This is a genomic window from Chloroflexota bacterium, assembly GCA_026710945.1.
Classification (GTDB): Bacteria; Chloroflexota; UBA11872; order VXOZ01; family VXOZ01; genus VXOZ01.
The window spans coordinates 95,223-114,266 of record JAPOQA010000014.1 but is presented as its reverse complement, the minus strand read 5'-3'; the positions used below and the strand labels follow the sequence as shown (position 1 = coordinate 114,266).

Sequence of the window (19,044 nt, the reverse complement as noted above, 5' to 3'; positions counted from 1 at the left end):
GCTGAAACTCAGAGCCGTATCAGACCTGTGCAGCGGCCGGCACACCGGACATCGCCTCAACTGCATCCCGCGCGGCCCCAATGGCCGATTCTATGTCATCCGCAGTGACTTGGTGGTAGGTTACGAGGCGAATGCGATCGGCTGAGACTGCGCTGCACTTCACTGACCGCGCTGCCAACTCATCCACAAGCTGCTGCGCCTCCCCCAGCGAGGGGTCAATATCGATGTATATCATATTGGTCTCCACGGAATCGGCGGAAATGCCGTCGATCTCGCCAAGTCCTTCGCCGAGGCGGCGGGCATTGGCATGATCTTGGGGAAGCTTCTGGGGAATAGTCTCCAACGCGACAATGCCGGCCGCGGCTAGCACGCCGGACTGCCGCAAGCCGCCGCCGAGCATCCGCCGGAAGCGTCGAGCCGTTTCTATATACTCTGCGGTACCGCAAATAATAGACCCTACTGGTGCGCTCAATGCCTTGGAGAGGCAGAATGTCACCGAATCTACGTACTGCACCACTTCAGATACAGGCACGCCCAAACCCGCCGCTGCATTGAACACACGCGCGCCATCCATGTGCACATTTATGTCTTGCTCATCGGCCAGTTCACGGATGCCGGCAAGGGTGGACAGCGGATATATCGCCCCGCCGCCACGGTTGTTAGTGTTTTCAAGACAGATCAGGCGTGTGGGAGAAAATGCGTCATAGGACCGTCGCAACACACTGCGGATATTGTCGGCTGTCAGGATGCCCCTCTCCGACGGCGCGATGCGGGGTGATGCCCCCGCCACACAGGCAAAATCGCCAGACTCAGTGGTAATGATATGAGCTTCGTCTGCTACAACGAACTCGTCACCATTGCGGCAATGGGTGAGGAGGCACACGAGGTTGCCTTGCGTGCCGCTGGTGACCATGAGCGCTGCTTCTTTGCCCGTGATTTCCGCCGCCATGGCCTCCAATCGATTAACGGAAGGGTCTTCTCGATAGCAGTCGTCACCGACTTCCGCATTCCTCATCGCCTCGCGCATTTCCGCGGTCGGCATGCTTACTGTATCGCTGCGCAGGTCAATAACCTTAGGCATCCGTTCTCTCCCTTGCTGAACTTCCTTGTCTTGCTAGTTGGCTTCTCTTGATTGCTCTGGTCTGCACATGCCAGCGGCATGAACCGTACCACGCTCTTAGGCAGCACCCACCTTCACACTTAGCAGGATTCATCTTCTTTCAAGTATAGAGTCCCTGCCCAATTAGCGCACGTTCGACATCGGCCGGATGTGTCGCAGCCGGAGAGTCTCGCCGTCGCGGCAGTGCAGAAAAGCTACGTTTCGTTCCCGCCGGCTTCTGCAAAGAAGCGCGCCAATTCATCGCGCGGGAATGTAGGTACTGGGTGCCAAGCCCCTTCCACCTGCATCCGCACTCCTTCCACCTGCTCGGTCATGCGGCCAATGGCGGCAGCTTCTATGCCACAATCCTGCAGTGCTGTTAAGGCTTTGACGACGTCATCCGGCGCTACGACCGCGAGCAAGGCGCCTGACGCGAGTAAGCCGAGTGGGTCAAGCGCTAGAGCCATGCTAATTTCGGCGGTCTCCGGTAAGACCGGCACGGTGGCAAGGTCGATTGCGAGCCCACATGCCGCCCCTGCCGCCAGTTCAACCAGAGCCGTTGCCAGTCCGCCTTCCGTGGGATCGTGCATCGCGCGTGGATGCACTGCACGGCACAACGCCTCCGCGGCACGAACCACACTGATGCCGGGGTCGTCAAGGTATGCCCGCGCACGCGCGATTGTGACCGGCGCCACGCCTTGGGCCGCGAGTTCCTCGCTCGCATCCTGTGCAAGAATGGCAGTGCCTTCAATCGCAATGCCTGCAGTGAGAAGGATTACGTCCCCGGGCCGCGCGTCCGCATTCATGACTAGCCGGTCTTTGGCGACCTCTCCCAAGAGTGTCCCGGCAAGGATGGGTCGGACGACACCGTCGGTCACCTCCGTATGCCCGCCAACCAGCGTGACACCCAGCACCCGGCACGCTTCCTTGATGTCGGCGAAAATCTCCTTTACTGTCTCTTCGCTGCACGTGGGTGGGAGCAAGAGGGTGCCCAGGAACCAGCGCGGACGCGCACCCATCGTTGCCACGTCATTGGCATTGATCTGCAAAGCGTACCAGCCAATGCGATGCGCGGTGAACGTAATCGGATCGCTTTTTGCGATGAGGTACCGATTGCCAATGTCCAACACGGCGGCATCCTCGCCCAAGCGGGGACCCACGATTACGTCCGGGTCATCGATTGGTATAGCTTTGAGCAACTGAGACAAGAGGGCTGCGGGTAGTTTGCCTTGGAGCATCGAGTCAACCCTTGATCACACCGATTGGCCGCACGCGCGCCACCACACGGGCAATGCCGGATTGCTCGACCACATTCACCACCTCTCGCACGTCCTTATAGGCGTCGCTTGCCTCCTCCGCCAGTCCGGCCTTGCTCTGGGCACGCACGACAATGCCCTTGCTGCGGAGCACCTGTGTTAGGTCGACACCGGCCAGCTTCTTCTTGGCCGCACCCCGGCTCAGCACACGTCCCGCGCCATGACAGGTTGAGGCAAAGGTCTCGTGCCGCGCCCGGTCCTGCCCCACGAGAATATACGAGTAGCGACCCATGTCACCGGGGATGAGGACCGGCTGACCCACAGAGCGGTACATCGCGGGCACGTCGGGATCCCCCGCCGGCAGTGCGCGGGTGGCGCCTTTGCGGTGAACGCACAGGTCCGCTTCCTTGCCATTGACCCGATGACGTTCCATCTTTGCAATGTTGTGGGCAACGTCATAGACCACACCAATCTCAATTCCAGATTCTGAGCTGCCAAGCACGTGCTGGAATGCCCGCCGTGTGCGTTCGGTAATGGCCTGGCGATTGGCAAAAGCGAAATTTGCCGCAGCGGACATCGCGCCGAGATACGCCTGGCCCTCTTCGGACTGAATGGGCGCACACGCTAACTGCCTGTCTGGTAGGGTAATGCGGTATTTCTCCATCGCGCGCTGCATTGTGCCCAGAAATTCCTGGCACACCTGGTGGCCTAGCCCGCGAGAGCCGGTATGAATGGAAAGCATGACCTGCCCAGGTTCCGTGATGCCGAACGCGTGGGCGGCTTCTGCGTCCGCAATGGTCTCCACCACTTGCATCTCCAAGAAGTGATTGCCGGAACCCAGCGAGCCCAGCTGAGGGGCCCCTCTTTGACGCGCCCGCTGGCTCACTTGCGTCGGATCGGCGCCGGGCAGACACCCTCCCGCTTCGATAGCGGCGAGGTCTTCCCGCCTACCGTGACCGTTCTCCACTGCCCACGCCGCCCCCGCGGCAAGAGCGTCTTCCATGTTAATGTTCGCGGCGCGCTTCCTCTTGCCGCGCCCCAGACCGGTAGGGACGTCACGAAAGAGTTGATTCATAATCTCCGGCAGACGGCCCCTTACTTCCCGCTCGTGAAGATTGGTGCGCAAGAGCCGCACGCCGCAATTTATGTCAAATCCGACGCCGCCCGGAGAGACAACGCCGTCCTCGACCCGCGTCGCCGCAACGCCCCCAATGGGAAAACCATACCCCCAGTGGATGTCCGGCATGGCAAGGGCATGCCGGACAATTCCCGGCAGCGTGGCCATGTTTGCCACTTGCTGAATCGCCATATCACCGGCCATCGAATCAATCATGGCCGCATCAGCATAGATCAGCCCCGGCACACGCATGCCGGGCATGTATTCGACTGGCAATTCCCAGCGGACCGCATCCCGCTGTCGCAGCACCGACCGCCAGTTCTGTGGCGCGCTCTTTCCCATGAAACCTTACCTGCTCAGATGTCGAAGATTACTTGCACCGTCGTGCACTCCGGCTGCACGTCGATCTTCAGTTTATGGTACGTCACTGCCTTGATTTCCCCGCCCGCTACCTGATCTTCACTTTCGATGGCTATACCAGTGATTGTGGCGGAACATCGCGGCGGTGCGCACGCCGAGAACTCGTACTCATAAGCCACCACTCCCTCCACACTGAATTGGAAGAGCAGTTCCGCAAGCCAGTTCACGAGGAGGTCAGGCCACGTTTCGCCACTGACGGTAACAGTGCGCTCTATCGTCGGTCCCGTCGTTTCGGCCGGCTCCTTGCCAAGTGTAATGGCATACATACCATGGGCGGTGGCGGCAAAAGCGGCGGCGGGAGTGGGCCCCCAAGCCCTCACACCAATGTCGGCCGTATGCTCTACGAATGCGAAACCGGTGTCACTCGCTGCCGGCACGCGGCCTCTAGTGCTCATGTCCGTGCGAGTGCAGACGCCCCTGGAGGTGAGATTTTGCGTGCTCAAAGCCCCGGCGCACGCCCGTGTGGCGTTCGGCGTCGGCCCGCGTCGCTAAGGTGTCGAGCCAGGTCAGTCCGCCATCCAGGATAGTCATCATGTACGTTGCGTCACTGGGGTTGAAGAGATCTTGCTGGTCCGCTACGACATACACTGGGGACGTGTGGGCCGCCACGTTCACTACCCAGTAATGTTGAACTTCCAACGAGCTGACACAACGCGCCGCAATCCAACCGCTTCCATCCAGCTTCACCTCTTGGCTGATGCGGCAGGTCTTGCCTCCATCGGGCACTGTCTTGGTTGCGACCACGGCGCCGTTGCACACAATTTGCAGTTCGTGGAACGGCAACACTGAATCCGCCCACGCCTCAACCGTCAATGTGCCTCCGCCGGACGGCAGCTTGAGCTCATCGCCGGGCCGTTTCCCTTCAACGCGCACATCCAGGAGCGGGCCGCTGGTCGTAAATGTACGCCCGTCTCGCACAGCCTGGGCCCATGTGCCGAACGAGAAATCGTCCTCCAACAGCGCGTAGGTGCGCACACCGCCGACAGGAATTCCGGCGCTCATCTTGTCCGTGCCTCCCACAGCCGCCACCCGGTAGCCGTTGTTGAGGAATCGGTACCATTCATGCAGGCCGAATCCGTCGATGGAGGGCGTAAAGTACTTGAGTTCAACCGCGTCTACCTTGCCGAGCACTATCTCCGCTACTGCTTCAGTATAGGGGTTTGGGAAGTGCGGGATGACCACCAGGCCATCGCGTTCGCGGGCCCGGTCCGCCCATTCGCTCATGCTGCTGAGTATTGGGTCTCCAATGTAGCTCTCACCCGGTCCGGCCGTGGTCATGGGGTACACCGGTTCGCCTTTGACGCCCAGCAGGCTGATGTGACCCATCAAGTGTTGCCGGTTTTCGGTGCCCACGTACACAACGGTGTCGTCTCTGCTGACGCCGGAAACCTCGCCGGTAATGTCAGCGACGTTGGTGTACAAATCGCCCCACTGAGAGGCGAGAAGATTAATCAGGTTCACACCCTCGGCCTGACCTTCCAGCCAGGCGGTTTGCGGTGAGATGAAGTGCACGTGAGTATCGGCGGTCACCCAACCGTGCTCGCGCCAATTGAGCGGACGTGCCAGCTTAAGAGTTAATTCCCGTTGCCCCGGCGCAATCTTGAGACGAGAGCGTAAGGGCTGGTATTCAAAGCCCTTGAATATCTCGACATAGACATCGCCTACCGGCAGTTCAATCTGAAAGGTGCCATCCACGTAGGCGTACTGGGTAGATCCCAACTTGAGATCGCCAGCGTAGTCTTCAAACCAGTTGTCGTTTACTTCATGCCGGTGGCCGTAAGGTGGAAAATAGCGGCCGTCCGGCGAACGAAAGTGGACCCGGGCGGCGGTTGTCTTGCCGCTTGCTGCTTCTTCCAAACGCACGTGGACCCACGTCCGCTCCGGCGTAAGCACCTCCACCCGGACCTTGCCGTCCCCGCTCTTGCTCTCGCCGGCGTTGTACAAGGACTCCATGGGCACGGCATGCCCGGCCACATCCAGCGTGGCATCGGGGCTTGCGGTTACGTCCACGATTAGCGTCTTCTCTGCTTCATTACTGGCTTTCTCGCCCAAGCCGGGCGCCTCGTCATCGAGCCACGTCTCCGGGTCGAACGCCGGGACTGCATACTTGCGCGCCAAGGTGCCAAGGTCTACCGTCACCGCTGTGTCTTCCGGCGACGCATCCTGCACTTCCGCTGGAAGCACAATGCGAAAACTTTCCAACTGATTGTGGCGCAGTGGATGGTGCTTTCCCGTATAAAGCGTAATGCCGGCAACCACAACGTAGACTCCGCTTGTTGCCGCCAACTGCAACGACTCAACGGTTCGATCGGGATTGGGGTTTGGCAGTGCGTATATCCAGTAGTTTGAAGCCGACCGTGCCCGCTGCATTTTGAGGCCCGTCTGCCAGTGTCCCCAAGATCCGCGCGGGTACGGCCCGTTGATGTCAGCCGGTTCCGTGCCTCCCTGCGGCCGGGCAGCGAATGCCATTTGTCCCCAAGCGACGGTCGAGTTGATTTCAAACCGCCGCCGGACTGATTGCACCTGCTCTCCGCCGTCGGCGTAGCGGAGCGTATACGCGGCAAGTTGCTCGCCAGGGTTAAATACCATGCCGCTCATGCCGGGCCGGGATGACACGCCCGGTTCTGCGTCGCAAAAGTGCGCAAAGACAAAGTGCGTGATGCCACGGCGACCGACTGGAACGGCGACACCCTCTTCACTCAAGCAAATCCAACTTTCCGTTGCGTCCACAGAGCCTAGAGCGAAGGGAATCCCCCAGAAGTCCTGCTCCCCCTCAGGCAGCTTTGCCAAGTCCTGTGCCACGGGGCCGTCCCAGGACGATACGTCGTCATGGCGCGCGGCATTCCGCACTGCTGACAGATCGAGAGGCTTTGCGTGTACCATCAATGCCCTCCTCATCAGGCCGTACTGGACGAAAAGACGGGGTGGTCAGAATCGAAAGCGCGCCTGTGGATGATCGATACCATGACATTCCCGGCAGCAACCACGAGCCCGCTTGCGGGGCGGGAAACCTATTGCTGATGCGGATTCTGCGGATTCATATCCTGCACCGCCTGCAGCGCGCGCATGGTTGGCAGGACAGCTTCACCGGAGACTATGGGTTCCCGCTCTTGGCGAAGCGCGCTGATGAACTCGATATTTTGCAGGTAGACCGCGCTGCCTTCCTCATTCTCGCCGCCCGCGGCTATTATCTGGTCATGGGGATCTACCAGTTTGCTATCCCGCACCATCAGCGTCGTCTCTTCACCGATGACCAAGATTTCAAGGAGAGAACGCATCGTGTTGTAGGAGAGCGCACATGACACCACTTGGTCGCGCGGCGTGCGGAGCGACACCGCCAGATCCAGTGGGATTTCTAGCTCTTGGTGCGGCGGGCCCATGAAGCCGGCAACGTCCTGGGCGGATTCTCCCAGCAGCCATAGTGCCGTATCCACCGCATGGCAACCATGGTGCCAGAGCAAGTTGTCGGTCCACGAGCGCCGCCGCCCCTGCCAATTCACGTTCTCCCGACGTAGGAACCCATAGTGAATGTAAAGGCTGTGTACGTGCAACTCGCCTTCGGCGATGCGTTGCCGCACGGCAGTCAACGTCGGCCAAAAGCGCATCGTATGAGCCACCATCAGGGTGCGGCCGCGCTGCTCTGCCAGAGCGGTGAGCATCTCTGATTCACGAAGTGAAAGCGCAAGGGGAATCTCCACCAGCACGTGTTTGCCAGCCTCAAGGGCGGCCTGCGCCTGCGCCGCGTGCTTAGCGCTGGGCGACGTGACCACGACCGCGTCAATGTCATCTCTTGCCAGAGCCTCTTCCAACTCAACCGTAGCAAGTGAAGCTTCGCACTTTTCGGCAAAAGCCCGCGTCGGTTCTAAGAGCCTACCGACGACGGCCGCGACGCGCACGCCGGGAATCCGCGCAAACGACCGGCGATGTACTTCGGCAATACTGCCGTACCCAACGATGCACAAGTTCATCTCTTGATTCTCTCAGAATAGTGTCTACTCAAGGCAAGAATTGACCCGGGCTTCTTGCTAGCGTGTGTGACCGACGAGACTGGTAGCAGTGACTGCTTGCGCCGTAGCCTCCTCGGTTATCTTGCCCTCCGGCTGCTTAGGTATGACGAATGCGCGGCTGTTCACGTCAGTGTCTACGACCTTTAGATTCTCGTCCTGGGCAAGTTTCGTGCCCATTCCCTCAAGCCAAGCAGCGGGATTCTGTGTGATGGCGGTCTTGTAATCTGGGTCCTTCCAGTAGCCGGGAGCCGCCCCAATGAAGGAGGGGTAGCAACTGCACGGCGTGCAAATCACCATGTGGTGGGTGGAGCCGGAATTGTCATAGACCGAGAGGGACAAGTGGTCTGGAACTTCGATGTTGAGGTCCTCCAGCGCCGCACGAGGATCGCGAAGCAATAAGCTCTTGAATCCCGCATCTTGCCAAGCGCGCGCTATTACCCGACGTGCATCACTTTTGTCGTCCTGTGCCATATCTTGCCTCCTTCAGTATATTTGACTAGCATATCATATCCCTTGTGAATTACCCTTGATCGCTTCATTGCCGGCCGTAGCCAGCCTACACACAGCCACTCTTGCATTAAGACTGCGAGGGGAAACCCACGCACCCTTGGACACTACGCAATTATGCGTCAGCTATCTTGCTTCGGAAGGCGCTCACACTCGTAGTGTACTCTCCGTCCTTTCATTGCCCCGCATCTTGCCAAGAACTCGCTAACTCGCTATAATAATGACGAATCAAGCATTGCGGAAGTGGCTCAGAGGTAGAGCATCTCCTTGCCAAGGAGAGGGTCACGGGTTCGAATCCCGTCTTCCGCTCCCGGCAGGTCACGAGAACGCCGACGTGGAAGAAAAAGAGCGCTGCTAAGGCTGCGCCTCTTTTTTTGCTATGTCATAGACATTCGCGAATACTGTAGCGGAATACATCTGCACGAATAGTGGTGTTGAGGTAAGGGAGAGCATACACGGCAATGATGATCACGGTAGCGTCGGAAAAACTCGAAAAGAGCCGGGTGAAGCTTACGGTGGATGTGCCGCTCGAAGAGGTCGAGACGGCCTACAAGCGCGCCGTGCGTCGTGTTAGCGACAAAGTCAACATTCCCGGCTTCCGCCGCGGCCGCGCGCCCCAGGCCCTTGTCGAGCGTCATGCCGGCGCAGAATCGGTCTTTCGCGAAGCGCTCGATCGCCTCGTGCCGGAGGCATACGCTGAAGCAATCAACCAGACGGAAATCCAGCCCGTGGGCAACCCGGAACTTGAGCTGCTACAGGCCGAGAAGGATCAACCCGTGTCTTTCGCAGCCACGGTGCCGGTGAAGCCCGCAGTTGATACGGGTGACTACCGGGCTATCCAGATTACCAAGGAAAAACGGCTTGTCACCGATGAAGATATCGAAGTCGTGCTGCAGAGCCTTGAGCAGCAGTTCGTGCAATGGGACGACGTGGAACGACCGGTAGAAAGAGGCGACCGGGTCAACCTGGACTTGCGTATCAGCGTCGAAGGCCGTGTTGTCACCAACACGCCCGGCTCCACGATGATCATAGGCGAAAACAACATGCCGGAGGGATTCGATGAAGCCGCCATCGGCATGGTCGCCGAGCAAGAGCGCTCCTTCATCCTCTTGTTGCCGGATGACTACGCCGTGGAAGCTGTACGCGGCAGGTCGGCCGACTTCGAGATCAAGATGATAAGTACGAGCCAGAAACGTCTCCTGGGTCTCTCCGATGAATTGGCAAAGGCCACTGGGGATTTCGAATCCATCGACGATCTGCGTGCGGATGTGCGCAAGCGGCTGGAAGAACGCGCGGAGCAAGATGCCGAACAGCAGGCAGAGAACACGCTCGTCCAGGAACTCGTCACCAGTGCCACGTTTGAGGTGCCGGACGTCCTCATCGAAGAACAGGCGCAGCGCCTGGAGCAGCGGGAAGCCTTCGAAGCCGCACAGCGCGGCATACCTAAGGAATACTACCTCCAGATGATCAACCTCTCGGAGGAAGATTGGAAACAGCGAATTCAAGATCGGGCAGAGAATATGGTCCGAAATTTCATTGCGCTCGACGCCGTTGCAAGTAAGGAAGACATTGCGGTTCCCGCAGAGGAGATTGAAGGCGAAATCGAGCAGAGCATGGCGAATTATCGGATGCAGATCGCTCAGCAAGAGCAGCAGCAGGCAGGGATGATCGTAACGTCGAAACAGCCTACGAAGGATGAAGTGCAGGCGCGCTTACAGCAGATGCAGCAGCACTTGAATAGCAACGAATCTCGCACCAATATCGCGATGAACTTGCGCATGCGCAAGACAATCGACTTCTTGAAAGACACAGTTACCATCGAGGAAGTCACCGTAGAAGCCAACACGGAAGAGGCGCCCGCAGAAGAAAGCCCATCGGAGGCCCCGGCTGCATCGTCTTCCCCATAGCTCAATCGCTGCCGAGAGAGATGGCCGCATGTGGATGCTGCGAAATATGGCTACGCCAAGACCGACAGCTATGATTAGTTGTCGGTCTCTGTGTTTACCTACCGTTGCAAGAGTGCGTGCGACTCAAAGCGCGCTCAGCGTGACGACATGAGCGCCTTTCCTCGCACACGGACTCAGGAAGGCACGGTTACTAGGGTTTCGCGCGGAGAGTACGCAGTGAGAACAGAGAACGGCACGTTTAGTTGCAAGCTTAGGGGAAAACTGCGTAAAGAGCTCATCTATTCAACGAGCAAGAGCAGAGCGCCGCGCGTGCAACGAGTCTTGCCTACCCAGACGCGCTCACCTGTAAGCGTTGGTGACAGAGTGCGCATTCGGGAACTTAGCCCGAATACCGCCGTAATCGAAGAAATATTGCGGAATGATGACGAGACGTGGGGACTTCTGCGCCAGGCACCCGAGAGTAAACGCGCCCATGTCCTTGCGGCTAACATCGATCAGGCCGTTATCGTGCTCGCAGCTTCTCAGCCCGCTCCCGATTTCTTGCTCCTGGATCGTTACCTCGTAATTGCCGAGTACCACACCCTCCCGGCATGCTTAGTGCTCAACAAGTTCGACCGAGGCATCTCTCGCGAGGTAGCTGAAGAGTTATCCGTCTACGAGCGCATTGGCTACAAGATCCTCCAAACGAGTGCTGCCACCGGCAGCGGGATAGCGTCGCTGCGTGAGGAGTTGCGGGGTAAGCAGTCTGTCTTCACTGGAGTATCCGGAGTTGGCAAGTCATCCCTCATCAATTGCCTTGCTGCGAGCGCCGCGTTGCCCACGGGAGCAGTGGGCGCTAAGGGCGAGGGCCGTCACATCACGACCCGCACCGAGACGATTGCGCTCGACGATGAGTCGCACGTCCTGGATACGCCGGGGCTGCGCAAACTGTCGTCGTGGAGTATTGAACCTGAAGACCTGCCCCATCTTTTTCCTGAAGTACGCGCGTTGATGGGTCAATGTCGCTTTCGCGACTGCGTGCACATCGACGAGCCCGGCTGCGCTGTGCGCTCGGCACAAGAGACCGGCACGATGACGCCGCGCCGGTACAAGAGCTACGTATTGTTCCACTTTGAATTCACCGAGCAGAATCTGACTCCATGGGAGCAGGCGTGATCCATGCTTCTCCAGGCGTGAGGAGTTGCGCCGTTGGAGGCGGACTAGGCCGCAGTCGGTCGCAATTGACCGGCAGCAATCGCGTAACGTAGTCTGGTCACCACAGCGGTTTTCCAATAAGCCGGAGTTTGCCAGAGTGGATGCGATAGAGCAGCAAAGACCGGAAGCAGTTTCTTCTTTCGCGGAAGACTCAGGACCGCATCTCTTCGTGCTTTCCGGCCCCTCCGGCGCGGGAAAAGATTCGATTATCGACGGCCTGGCAGACAAGGGAGTGGCCTTCTATCGCGTCATTACCGCTGTCACGCGGGCCCCCCGACCGGGCGAGGTGCACGGCACACACCACTATTATCTCTCGTCCGACGAGTTCTCGCAGTGGGAGGCCCAAGGGAAGTTCTTGGAAACCGCAGTAGTCTACGGACACCGCTACGGCACACCACTCCATGAGGTGATAACGGCGTTGGACCGCGGCCAGGACGTTGTCTTGCGGGTGGACGTGCAAGGGGCCGCATCCGTGCGCCGCCGCATGCCCGAGAGCATTCACATATTCATCGGCGTGCCGGAGCAATCCTTAGAGACCCTTCAAGAGCGCAGAGACCAAAGAGGTGTAGAGTCCCCCGCTGAACGAGCAAGGCGCGACGCTGTGCTGCGCCACGAACTTGCCTCGATTCCCAATTTCGATTATTTCGTGACTAACCACACCGGCAAGATTGACCAGGCCGTAAACCAAGTGAGCGCAATAATTACGGCGGAAAAGTGTCGAATCTCACCGCGCGGGTGAATCTCGCCCCCCTTGACACCCCGTATGCCGAGATCGCTGTGGACGTCCTCAACGTCCCTGCCGATAAGACGTACCACTACGCCATTCCAGACCATCTCAGAGATCGTATTGCCCCCGGCGTCATGGTGTTAGTTGGATTCGGCGAGCGCATTATTGAAGGGCTAGTTGTATCCGGCGCTGCAACTTCCCCGGTTGAAGATGTCCGTGAAATCATGGATGTTGTCGCTGACAGCTCGCTCCTCACGCCGGCACAGATCGCGCTTGCACGCAAGATAGCGCGATACTACCTTGCTTCACCGATGAAAGTCATTGGGCCGATGCTCCCACCCGGGCTACGTGGGCGTGTAAAGCGTTGGTCGAGACTGGACCCGCTCGTCGCACTGCCTGAGGATGTGGCAACGACGCGCAACGAGCGCCTCTTCCTCGAGACATTGCAGAACGAGGGGGAAGTTGAGCATGAGCGTCTGACGCATGTGGCTGGGCCGTCCGTCTTTACACGCATGCAGCGCCGCTTAGAGAAGCTCGGCGCGGTGCACCTGAGGTCGGCATTGCAACCCCTCAAGCCGCCGTCCCTACGTGACCTGTGGGTGGAAAGCCTGTCTTCCACCAGGGAAGCCGAGCCACTCCTGCGACGGTCGCGTTCGCAAAAGAAACTGCTGCGAGCATTGGAGTCGCATGGACAAGGAGTTTTGGTTCGAACCCTCCTGGAGGAGACCGGGACGGGTGTCGCCTCGCTACGTGCGCTGGAAGAAAGAGGACTGGTGAGTTTTCGGGAAGCGTACGAAGTCCAAGCAAGAGAGGTGCAGTCGCACGACCTGCCAGGGTTGGAATCGCCTGAACAAGAACACGCCTGGGCAGCGATATCCGAGTTTATGTCTAGTTCCCTTCCGGCAGACAACACTCACACCATGGTGGTGATGGAGGGTACGGCGTCTGGAGTAGATTCGACGCCATGGGCACTCCATCTGCACGCCGCTGCGCGGGCGCTCGGATCCGGGACCCAAGTGCTGCTGCTTGCCCCCAACAGCTTTGCAATGCAGCGGATCGTACAGAAGCTCAATCCCATCTTTCCTGATCGAGTCCTCTCTTGGCACGGGCCATTGGGCGCAGCCCGCCGTCGGACGGCGTGGGAGCGTGTGCAGCGCGGCGAATCGGTAATGGTCGTTGGGACTCGCTCAGCGGTCTTCCTGCCCTTTCAAAATCTCGGCCTGATTCTGGTCGACAGCGAGCATGACGACTCCTATAAGAACCAGGAGAGTCCGCGTTTCCATGCGGTTACCGTTGCCGGTTGGCTAGCAGAGACTCACCGCGCGCCAATGCTGCTGTTTTCCCACACGCCGCGTGTGACCACCTATGCAGAGGTAGAGGGCGGTCGTGCGCTTTTCGCCCGGGCTGCTGCTGTTACTCCCACCGCCAGAATCATAGACATGCGCGCCGCGCGGCACGTGGGGCCCCGACAGCTCATCAGCCGCGAGTTGCGTGATGCCATTGCGAGTTCGCTTGAAAAACACCGGCCGGTAGTTCTCTTGCAGAATAGGCGCGGCGCCGCAACCCATGCGCTCTGCCCCAAATGCGGACACGTAATCGAGTGCCAGCACTGCAGCGTGCCGCTTGTGCAGCACCGAGCGAGTGGCGTCATGCGGTGCCACCATTGCGGCGATGAATCGCCAATACCGACTCACTGTCCGCAATGCGAAACACAACTGCGCTTCCGTGGCGTCGGCTCGCAGAGTGTCGAACTTGAAGCACAGCGAATCTTCCCTGCCGCCCGCGTCGCCCGCTGGGACCGTGACGTGATCAATGCCAAGGAGGAGGAACGCCCTTTCACGGCGCTGCGTGAAGGCAAGCTGGACATCCTTGTCGGTACCGCAGCCGTGCTCTTCGAGCCGTTACCTGTGGGCCTGTATGCCGTGGTTTCCGCAGACACAGCGCTCCACTTGCCTGACTTTCGCGCCTCCGAGCGGACGTACCAACTCCTGCGTCGCATCGGTTTCTTGGCCGAAACGGCTCAGGCGGAGATGCTCATCCAGACGTACACACCGGCGAGTCTCCCCCTGCGGGCCTTAGAGATTGGTCGCTACCTATGGTTCTACCGCAAGAGCATTGCAGAGCGTACAGGCGCCTTCCCTCCAAGCCTGGAAATGGCAGTTCTGCAGTATCAGGACCGCAACCTCGCACGGGCCGCAGAATCGGCAATCGCTTTGGTACAATGTCTAGAGAAGACCATTGCACGTGACCGGCTAGCAGTTGAGCTTCTGGGTCCCGCGCCTGCATTCCCTGAACGGGTACGCGGGCTCTACCGCTGGCACGTAATGGTGCGCGGACAGGGCATCCACGATCTCTTAGTTCACGTGCCGCCAGGATGGATGATCGACGTTGACCCGGTGAGCGTACTGTAAACGTTCGGTTTCGAGAGTGGGGAAACTGCCGTGGCCGCACAAGAAATCCTGCAACTAGGCAATGAGATCCTGCGCCGGAAGGCGCAGTGTGTCCCTGTGGGAATGCGGGGGTTGCGGAAATTGACCGATCGCATGTTCGCCACGATGGACGCTGCCTCCGGTGTGGGCTTGGCCGCACCGCAAATCGGCGTATCGCTTCGTGTTATCGTCGTAAACGCCGAAGATGTGCGCATGGCTGTAGTTAACCCGGAGATCGTCAAGACGTCAGAAGAGACCATTCTCGACGAAGAGGGGTGTCTTTCTCATTCCACTTACTACGGTCTTGTGAATCGGTACCAAAGTGTCGTTGTCAAGGGACGCTCGCTGGAAGGGAAAGAGATACGCATTCGTGCCAACGATCTCCTTGCGCGCGTATTTCAACATGAAATCGATCATCTGGACGGTACGCTCTTTCTGGACCATTTAGAAGACCCGGAACAACTCTACCGCGTTGAACCCGATACTGAGCTGGATAATCCAGCAGAAGAGTCCAGGATAAGCTGAATGCGTGTCATATTCTGCGGTACTGCCGACTTTGCCGTACCCAGTCTGCACGCTCTGGACAAGCAACACGACGTTGTCCTCGTTGTGACCCAGCAGGACCGCCCGGCGGGACGGGGCCGGAAACAGCAGATGTCGCCGGTGAAACAGGCGGCGCTTGAGCTTGACTTGGCTGTCACCCAGCCGCCATCGCTGCGCAGGCGCGCCGTGGCAGCAGAACTCGCGGCCGCCGCTGCGGACGTGATCGTGGTTGCGGCCTACGGCAAGATTCTGCCGCGAAGCATCCTCGACCTCCCTCCGCTCGGGTGCCTCAACGTGCACGCCTCGCTGCTGCCGAGCCACCGCGGAGCTGCGCCGGTATCAGCCGCCATTCTCGCCGGAGATGCAATGACGGGCGTCACGATCATGCAAATGGACGAAGGGCTTGACACCGGTCCTATTCTGCGGCAACGCTCAATGCCGCTGGCAGATGATGAGACGACGGCAACGTTAACTGAAGCGTTGTCCCGGCTCGGCGCCGACCTTCTCCTTCCAACACTGGATGATTGGACCGCCGGACGCATCGAGCCACGGGCCCAAGATGCCTCCAATGCAACGTATGCTCCGCAACTCAGGAAGAGTGACGGCTTGGTACGGTGGGGCCAGGATGCAGAGGCTATTTGTCGCCATGTGCGGGCCATGCAACCATGGCCGGGTGCGGTGACGTTCTGGGATGGTCGCCAACTTAAGATCCTTCGTGCACGGCCACTTTCATCAACGGCCGGAGAAGGGCCCGGCAGAGTGGTACAACATCAGAGCGAACTTGCGGTGGTCACCGGTGCGGGTCTCGTCATTTTGGAGGAAGTGCAGATTGCAGGAAAACGAGCCCTCCCTGCGGCTGAATTCCTCCGTGGCTACGGTACCATTGTGGGCGCAGTACTCGGGGAACCGAGCGTGGTATCATGACACTGAGAATACCGCATTCTTCCGCGAGGAAAGAGGCGACGGTCACCTTCCACAGGAACGCGTAGAATAGCGTAGCGCCGTATCGACGGTACATGGGGCAAATGCGAATGGACGATCCGGTAGCACTGGGGTCTCCACTGACTCAGACCGAAATGCAAGTTACAGATGATATTGGAGCCCTCGTTGGCGTAATGCTGCCACGGATCCGAGGTTCTTTGGAAGCAATAGAAGGAACTTCCGACCTTCTCGAAATCGTCCTCGATCTGGGTCGAAAGCCGGAAGCACGCTTTCTCAAGCGCGAAGCATTCCTGGACGACATGGAATTAACGGCCGACGACATCGCCTTTGTCGTCTCTCGGCTGGGTGCGTTCACAAACGACAATCGCGCTGGCATTCCCCGGACCCTCCACCGGATATCAGCCATCCGCAACCGCACGGGGGACATTGTCGGCCTGACGTGCCGCATTGGCCGGGCCGTGTTCGGTACGATTGAGATCATTCGCGATCTCGTTGAGTCCGGCAAGAGCCTGCTGTTGCTTGGCAGCCCTGGTGTGGGAAAGACAACACTTCTCCGAGACGTGGCCCGCGTTCTGGCAGACGAGTCGAACAAGCGGGTCATTGTGGTTGACACCTCTAACGAAATCGCCGGCGACGGCGACATTCCCCATGCCGGTATTGGCCGGGCAAGGCGCATGCAAGTGCCAAGCTCAACAGACCAGCATAAAGTCATGATCGAAGCGATCGAGAACCACATGCCTGAGGTCATCGTCATCGATGAAATCGGTACTGAGTTAGAAGCTGCCGCGGCACGCACCATCGCCGAGCGCGGTGTTCAATTGGTGGGTACGGCGCACGGCAATACTCTGACTAATCTCATGCAAAATCCAACCCTTTCCGATCTCATCGGCGGCATTCAATCTGTGACCCTCAGCGATGAAGAAGCGCGGCGACGGCGATCGCAGAAGTCGGTTCTGGAACGTAAGGCCCCACCCACGTTTCAAGTCTTGGTAGAAATCAAGGGCTGGCATCACATGATGGTGCACATGGATGTTGCAGAGACCATTGATAGCTTGCTGCGCGGACGGCCGATTGCCGTTGAGGAGCGGGTGCGTGGGGATAGCAATGGGATTGAAACGACAAAGCACGCAATTGCGCCGCCAAAAGAACTTCGCGCGCAAGAGCTGTGGGACCCGCAAGTAGGTGAAGTCAGGGAACGCTACGAGCGCCCCGGTTCACACGATAATGGCCGATCACGTGTTGCCAAGTCTCAATTCACACCCGATCACTGGTCGGAGGAAGCACGCGAGAAAGAGCCAACGCGCGACCCGGTTTCCATCTTTCCTTTTGGCGTAAGTCGCAGGCGTTTGGAGGATGCGGCAAAGCACTTGGCCGTGCCGGCATGGGTAAGCGAAGACCTTGACACCGCCGACGTCGTCTTGACGCTCAAGAGTTACTACCGCCAGCGAACGGGCCCCTTGCGCTTGGCTGAGCAGAAGCAAATCCCGATATTCGTTCTGCGGAGCAATGCTCAGTCTCAGATCAACCAGAGCCTTGCGAGCATCTTCGACCTCAACGCCCGTCATCCAACCAGTGAAGTTGAAGACCTCCGATTGGCCGAGGCAGCAGTTCAGGAGACCCTGCACACCTCGCACCCGGTTGACTTGCCGCCAGCCAACTCCTACATTCGCCGTCTTCAACACGAGCTTGCCCAAAAGTTCCAGCTTGGCTCCCGCAGCTATGGCAAAGAACCGAACCGCTGGGTACGCATCCACAAGCCGTAATTGCCAACAACATGACCAACCTCGACGACGAGCGATCGTTTTCAAGCTTAGACTCAGGCAATATGGCGGCCCAGATTGCGGGTTTCCCAGATGCTTGTGCCGCAGCGTGGGAACAAGCACAATCGGTGTCCCTTCCCCCGGCCTATCGTGCTGTGAGCTCGGTAGTGGTCTTTGGCATGGGAGGGTCAGCAATTAGCGGAGACCTTGCGCGCACGCTTGGGTCGAACATGGCGTCTGTGTCAATTGAGGTAGTTCGCGGTTACCACGTTCCGGGGTATGTCGACAACAAGACACTGGCAGTCGCCATCAGCTTTTCGGGCGACACAGAAGAGACTTTGGTAGCATTCGACGCCGCCGCTCAGAAGACAACGCAACAGATAGTCATCGCGGGCGGCGGAGCGCTCCAGGCACGTGCGCAGGGCTCCGGCATCCCCCACTACCCGATACGAAACGTGCGCAAGCAGCCGCGCACTGCTTTACCCCATCTCTACATGCCCGTGCTTCATGCGTTGTCCGCGCTCGGAATTATCTTCTGCCCGTCTGCCGCTGTCCTGGAGGCAATTCAATTCGTTGCAGAGCAGGCGCCGAAATTTGACGTCACCGTCCCTGAGCGTAGGAATCCGGCCAAACAGTTGGCACGCGCTCTACATGGGCGCATTGTCAGCATCTACGGCGCCGAATTCCTGAGCGAAGTAGCGCGACGCTGGAAGACTCAAATCAATGAAAACAGCAAGCAGTGGGCCGAGTTTGAACACCTGCCGGAAGCGAACCACAATGCTGTCGTTGGGTTCGGCCATCCTGCAGCAAACACCTCCGTCCTGCAGGTTGTACAGCTGCAGTCGTCCCTCTATCACAATCGGACGCGTTTTCGGATGGAAGTGACGAGGGAGCTACTAAAGACCTCAGCGATCGCCGGCGAGACGATCACTGTGCAGGGCCCCACGCCTTTGGCGCAGCAACTGTATGGCACCTTACTTGGCGATTATGTAAGCTACTATCTCGCGCTGCTCAATGACGTGGATCCAACGCCGGTTGCCAATATCGAATTCGTAAAGTCGCAGCTGACAAGCGCAATGTGAGTTGCGCCACAGTTCCGTTCGTGTCAGCCGCGATTACTCCCAGCTTTGACAGTC

Annotated in this window: 15 protein-coding genes and 1 tRNA gene; 9 read left to right on the top strand and 7 right to left on the bottom strand. The window is 58.9% G+C overall.

Annotated features, from left to right (window positions below; translation table 11 throughout):
- Positions 1 to 19: 19 nt before the first annotated feature.
- The 7 genes from OXE05_02265 to OXE05_02235 form a co-directional block, all read right to left on the bottom strand.
- Positions 20 to 1,081, bottom strand: a complete 1,062-nt coding sequence (locus tag OXE05_02265) for a beta-eliminating lyase-related protein (protein MCY4436142.1) — start codon at positions 1,079 to 1,081, stop codon at positions 20 to 22.
- Positions 1,082 to 1,314: 233 nt separating this feature from the next.
- Positions 1,315 to 2,337, bottom strand: a complete 1,023-nt coding sequence (locus OXE05_02260) for an AIR synthase-related protein (protein MCY4436141.1) — start codon at positions 2,335 to 2,337, stop codon at positions 1,315 to 1,317.
- Between the two features lie 4 nt (positions 2,338 to 2,341).
- On the bottom strand, positions 2,342 to 3,733 hold the full coding sequence (locus tag OXE05_02255) for an RtcB family protein (GenBank protein MCY4436140.1): 1,392 nt from the start codon (positions 3,731 to 3,733) through the stop codon (positions 2,342 to 2,344).
- Positions 3,734 to 3,828: 95 nt separating this feature from the next.
- Entirely contained in the window at positions 3,829 to 4,287 is a 459-nt protein-coding gene (locus OXE05_02250; protein MCY4436139.1) for an archease, read from the bottom strand.
- Entirely contained in the window at positions 4,277 to 6,775 is a 2,499-nt protein-coding gene (locus tag OXE05_02245; GenBank protein ID MCY4436138.1) for a CehA/McbA family metallohydrolase, read from the bottom strand. Before OXE05_02245 ends, OXE05_02250 begins: the two co-directional genes overlap by 11 nt.
- A gap of 128 nt (positions 6,776 to 6,903) precedes the next feature.
- On the bottom strand, positions 6,904 to 7,860 hold the full coding sequence (locus OXE05_02240; GenBank protein ID MCY4436137.1) for a Gfo/Idh/MocA family oxidoreductase: 957 nt from the start codon (positions 7,858 to 7,860) through the stop codon (positions 6,904 to 6,906).
- 57 nt (positions 7,861 to 7,917) lie between these two features.
- The gene (locus OXE05_02235) at positions 7,918 to 8,370 is read right to left on the bottom strand and encodes a nitrile hydratase subunit alpha (GenBank protein MCY4436136.1); all 453 of its coding nucleotides are present in this window, start codon (positions 8,368 to 8,370) and stop codon (positions 7,918 to 7,920) included.
- A gap of 273 nt (positions 8,371 to 8,643) precedes the next feature.
- Here OXE05_02235 and OXE05_02230 point away from each other — a divergent pair.
- The 9 genes from OXE05_02230 (at position 8,644) to OXE05_02190 (ending at position 18,990) form a co-directional block, all read left to right on the top strand.
- Positions 8,644 to 8,715, top strand: a tRNA-Gly gene (locus tag OXE05_02230).
- A 152-nt stretch (positions 8,716 to 8,867) separates the two neighbouring features.
- Positions 8,868 to 10,313, top strand: a complete 1,446-nt coding sequence (gene tig, locus OXE05_02225) for a trigger factor (GenBank protein MCY4436135.1) — start codon at positions 8,868 to 8,870, stop codon at positions 10,311 to 10,313.
- 147 nt (positions 10,314 to 10,460) lie between these two features.
- Entirely contained in the window at positions 10,461 to 11,468 is a 1,008-nt protein-coding gene (gene rsgA / locus OXE05_02220; protein MCY4436134.1) for a ribosome small subunit-dependent GTPase A, read from the top strand.
- A gap of 136 nt (positions 11,469 to 11,604) precedes the next feature.
- Positions 11,605 to 12,246, top strand: coding sequence for a guanylate kinase (gene gmk / locus OXE05_02215; protein ID MCY4436133.1), 642 nt, complete (start codon positions 11,605 to 11,607; stop codon positions 12,244 to 12,246).
- Positions 12,222 to 14,645, top strand: coding sequence for a primosomal protein N' (gene priA / locus OXE05_02210; GenBank protein MCY4436132.1), 2,424 nt, complete (start codon positions 12,222 to 12,224; stop codon positions 14,643 to 14,645). Before gmk ends, priA begins: the two co-directional genes overlap by 25 nt.
- 30 nt (positions 14,646 to 14,675) lie before the next feature.
- On the top strand, positions 14,676 to 15,188 hold the full coding sequence (gene def, locus OXE05_02205; protein ID MCY4436131.1) for a peptide deformylase: 513 nt from the start codon (positions 14,676 to 14,678) through the stop codon (positions 15,186 to 15,188).
- A complete protein-coding gene (gene fmt / locus OXE05_02200; protein MCY4436130.1) occupies positions 15,189 to 16,130 on the top strand; it encodes a methionyl-tRNA formyltransferase in 942 nt (313 codons plus the stop codon).
- 152 nt (positions 16,131 to 16,282) lie between these two features.
- Positions 16,283 to 17,911 (top strand): AAA family ATPase, encoded by a 1,629-nt coding sequence (locus OXE05_02195; protein ID MCY4436129.1) that lies wholly within the window; start codon positions 16,283 to 16,285, stop codon positions 17,909 to 17,911.
- 11 nt (positions 17,912 to 17,922) lie between these two features.
- Positions 17,923 to 18,990, top strand: coding sequence for a bifunctional phosphoglucose/phosphomannose isomerase (locus OXE05_02190; GenBank protein ID MCY4436128.1), 1,068 nt, complete (start codon positions 17,923 to 17,925; stop codon positions 18,988 to 18,990).
- Positions 18,991 to 19,044: the final 54 nt, after the last annotated feature.

What these genes read in the sequence shown, in the direction of transcription:
- tig (MCY4436135.1), top strand. Translation starts at nt 8,868, where the DNA reads ATGATGATCACGGTAGCGTCGGAAAAACTCGAAAAGAGCCGGGTGAAG.
- OXE05_02190 (MCY4436128.1), top strand. Translation starts at nt 17,923, where the DNA reads ATGACCAACCTCGACGACGAGCGATCGTTTTCAAGCTTAGACTCAGGC.
- OXE05_02245 (MCY4436138.1), bottom strand. Translation starts at nt 6,775, where the DNA reads ATGGTACACGCAAAGCCTCTCGATCTGTCAGCAGTGCGGAATGCCGCG.
- OXE05_02250 (MCY4436139.1), bottom strand. Translation starts at nt 4,287, where the DNA reads ATGAGCACTAGAGGCCGCGTGCCGGCAGCGAGTGACACCGGTTTCGCA.
- OXE05_02240 (MCY4436137.1), bottom strand. Translation starts at nt 7,860, where the DNA reads ATGAACTTGTGCATCGTTGGGTACGGCAGTATTGCCGAAGTACATCGC.
- OXE05_02255 (MCY4436140.1), bottom strand. Translation starts at nt 3,733, where the DNA reads ATGCCCGGCATGCGTGTGCCGGGGCTGATCTATGCTGATGCGGCCATG.
- OXE05_02195 (MCY4436129.1), top strand. Translation starts at nt 16,283, where the DNA reads ATGCAAGTTACAGATGATATTGGAGCCCTCGTTGGCGTAATGCTGCCA.
- rsgA (MCY4436134.1), top strand. Translation starts at nt 10,461, where the DNA reads ATGAGCGCCTTTCCTCGCACACGGACTCAGGAAGGCACGGTTACTAGG.
- fmt (MCY4436130.1), top strand. Translation starts at nt 15,189, where the DNA reads ATGCGTGTCATATTCTGCGGTACTGCCGACTTTGCCGTACCCAGTCTG.
- OXE05_02265 (MCY4436142.1), bottom strand. Translation starts at nt 1,081, where the DNA reads ATGCCTAAGGTTATTGACCTGCGCAGCGATACAGTAAGCATGCCGACC.
- OXE05_02260 (MCY4436141.1), bottom strand. Translation starts at nt 2,337, where the DNA reads ATGCTCCAAGGCAAACTACCCGCAGCCCTCTTGTCTCAGTTGCTCAAA.
- OXE05_02235 (MCY4436136.1), bottom strand. Translation starts at nt 8,370, where the DNA reads ATGGCACAGGACGACAAAAGTGATGCACGTCGGGTAATAGCGCGCGCT.